1 rRNA gene is annotated in these 3163 nt (G+C 53.1%); it reads right to left on the bottom strand.

What is annotated here, in order from left to right:
- Positions 1-39: 39 nt before the first annotated feature.
- Positions 40-2849, bottom strand: a 23S ribosomal RNA gene (locus LB564_RS31425).
- Positions 2850-3163 lie beyond the last annotated feature (314 nt).

Here is a 3163-nt window from a genome sequence, read left to right as displayed (position 1 = left end):
AGACCATCTGACTTTGTCAGATGGGCATAAGGAATGAGAACGATCAAGCCGATCGAACTATTAGTACCGGTAAGCTTCAAGCGTTGCCGCTCTTCCACACCCGGCCTATCAACGTGGTCGTCTTCCACGGTTCTCAGGGAATACTCGTTTTAAGGTGGGTTTCCCGCTTAGATGCCTTCAGCGGTTATCCCGTCCGGATATAGCTACCCTGCTATGCGGCTGGCGCCACAACAGGTCCACCAGAGATCCGTCCATCCCGGTCCTCTCGTACTAGGGACAGATCCTTTCAATATTCCTACACCCACGGCAGATAGGGACCGAACTGTCTCACGACGTTCTGAACCCAACTCACGTACCGCTTTAAATGGCGAACAGCCATACCCTTGGGACCTGCTCCAGCCCCAGGATGCGATGAGTCGACATCGAGGTGCCAAACAACCCCGTCGATATGGACTCTTGGGGGTCATCAGCCTGTTATCCCCGGCGTACCTTTTATCCGTTGAGCGATGGCCCTTCCACGCGGGACCACCGGATCACTATGACCGACTTTCGTCTCTGCTCGACTTGTCAGTCTCGCAGTCAGGCAGGCTTATGCCATTGCACTCAGCGAACGATTTCCGACCGTTCTGAGCCCACCATCGCGCGCCTCCGTTACTCTTTAGGAGGCGACCGCCCCAGTCAAACTACCCACCATACATTGTCCCGGACCCGGATAACGGGCCGCGGTTAGACATCCATAGTAATAAGGGTGGTATTTCAAGGGTGGCTCCACCTGAGCTGGCGCCCAGGTTTCAAAGCCTACCACCTATCCTACACATGCCACTACGAATGCCAATGTAAAGCTATAGTAAAGGTGCACGGGGTCTTTCCGTCTAACCGCAGGAACCCCGCATCTTCACGGGGAATTCAATTTCACTGAGTCTATGCTGGAGACAGCGGGGAAGTCGTTACGCCATTCGTGCAGGTCGGAACTTACCCGACAAGGAATTTCGCTACCTTAGGACCGTTATAGTTACGGCCGCCGTTTACTGGGGCTTCGATTCAGAGCTTGCACCCCTCCTCTTAACCTTCCAGCACCGGGCAGGCGTCAGACCCTATACGTCGTCTTGCGACTTCGCAGAGCCCTGTGTTTTTGATAAACAGTCGCTACCCCCTGGTCTGTGCCACCCTCCTCTGCTTGCGCAGAAAAGGGTCACGCTTCTTCCGAAGTTACGCGTGCAATTTGCCGAGTTCCTTCAGCATAGTTCTCTCAAGCGCCTTGGTATACTCTACCAGACCACCAGTGTCGGTTTCGGGTACGGTTTATAAGGAGGAGCTATTTCCTGGAACCACGCAGCAGCCCGTTCAATCCGATAAGATTGGACTACCTCAATGATCCGTCACTACCTCCAAGCCCACGAATATTAACGTGGTTCCCATCGACTACGCGTTTCCGCCTCGTCTTAGGGGCCGGCTAACCCTGCTCAGATTAGCTTTAAGCAGGAACCCTTGGTCTTTCGGCGGGGGAGTCTCTCACTCCCCTTACGTTACTCATGTCAGCATTCGCACTTCTGATACCTCCACCACCCCTCACGGGTATGGCTTCATCAGCTTACAGAACGCTCCGCTACCGCTCGTATTGCTACGAACCCTAAGCTTCGGTGTATGGCTTTAGCCCCGTTACATTTTCGGCGCAAAGACCCTTATTTAGACCAGTGAGCTGTTACGCTTTCTTTAAATGATGGCTGCTTCTAAGCCAACATCCTGGTTGTTTTGGGATCCTCACATCCTTTCCCACTTAGCCATAACTTGGGGACCTTAGCTGTAGGTCAGGGTTGTTTCCCTTTTCACGACGGACGTTAGCACCCGCCGTGTGTCTGCCGACTAGTACTCCCAGGTATTCGGAGTTTGGTTAGGTTTGGTAATCCGGTGAGGACCCCTAGCCCATCCAGTGCTCTACCCCCTGGGGTATTCGGTCGACGCTCTACCTAAATAGATTTCGCGGAGAACCAGCTATTTCCGAGTTTGATTGGCCTTTCACCCCTAGCCACAAGTCATCCCGAACTATTGCAACAGTTATGGGTTCGGTCCTCCAGTAAGTGTTACCTTACCTTCAACCTGCTCATGGCTAGATCACTCGGTTTCGGGTCTAATGCGACGAACTGAACGCCCTGTTCAGACTCGCTTTCGCTGCGCCTACACCTAGCGGTTTAAGCTTGCTCGTCACACTAAGTCGCTGACCCATTATACAAAAGGTACGTGGTCACCCTTGCGGGCTCCCACTGTTTGTAGGCAATCGGTTTCAGGTACTCTTTCACTCCCCTTGTCGGGGTGCTTTTCACCTTTCCCTCACGGTACTAGTTCGCTATCGGTCATGCACGAGTACTTAGGCTTGGAGGGTGGTCCCCCCAATTTCAGACAGGATTTCACGTGTCCCGCCTTACTCGAGGACGATTGATTGCATTACGCGTACGGGGCTGTCACCCACTATGGCCCTACTTTCCAGAAGGTTCCGCTTGTCTCTCAATCGCCACTGGCCTGGTCCGGGTTCGCTCGCCACTACTTCCGGAGTCTCGGTTGATGTCCTTTCCTACGGGTACTTAGATGTTTCAGTTCCCCGCGTTCGCCACTTTATCCCTATGTATTCAGGATAAGTTACCTATATCTGATACTTGGAAACCACAGCAGCAAGTCGGCCTCGCGACCTTCTGGCTACTCTGATTTTCCAAGCACCTTAGGTGGGTTTCCCCATTCGGAAATCTACGGATCAAAGGGTATTCGCACCTCCCCGTAGCTTATCGCAGCGTATCACGTCCTTCATCGCCTGTGCATGCCAAGGCATCCACCAATTGCCCTTAAGACACTTGATCGTTCTCATTGCCAATGCCCACCTGCGCAATCCCAGGGATTGTCGCTTCAGCCTTCCCCTCACGAGGTCAGCGTCCGCGCAATTCCAAAGGAATTGTCGCCTGAACCAGATCCTGTGCGGGATCCAATTCGATGTCATTGGCACAAAAAGACCAGCTTCTCGAGATCGGTTCGAGGGCGCGGTTAGGCAAACCCATCATATGCAAGGGATTGAGCGTCCCCGGCGACAAATCATGGAACCTTTCGGCTCATGAAGTTCGAACAAATCTTCTCTTTACGATGTCAAACAGAACAGGCGGAGAGCCAAGAAGCTCGC

The organism is Mesorhizobium sp. ES1-6 (assembly GCF_020164775.1).
Classification (GTDB): Bacteria; Pseudomonadota; Alphaproteobacteria; order Rhizobiales; family Rhizobiaceae; genus Mesorhizobium.
Note: the sequence above shows the minus strand (reverse complement) of the source record. Positions and strands in the feature narration are given on the sequence as shown.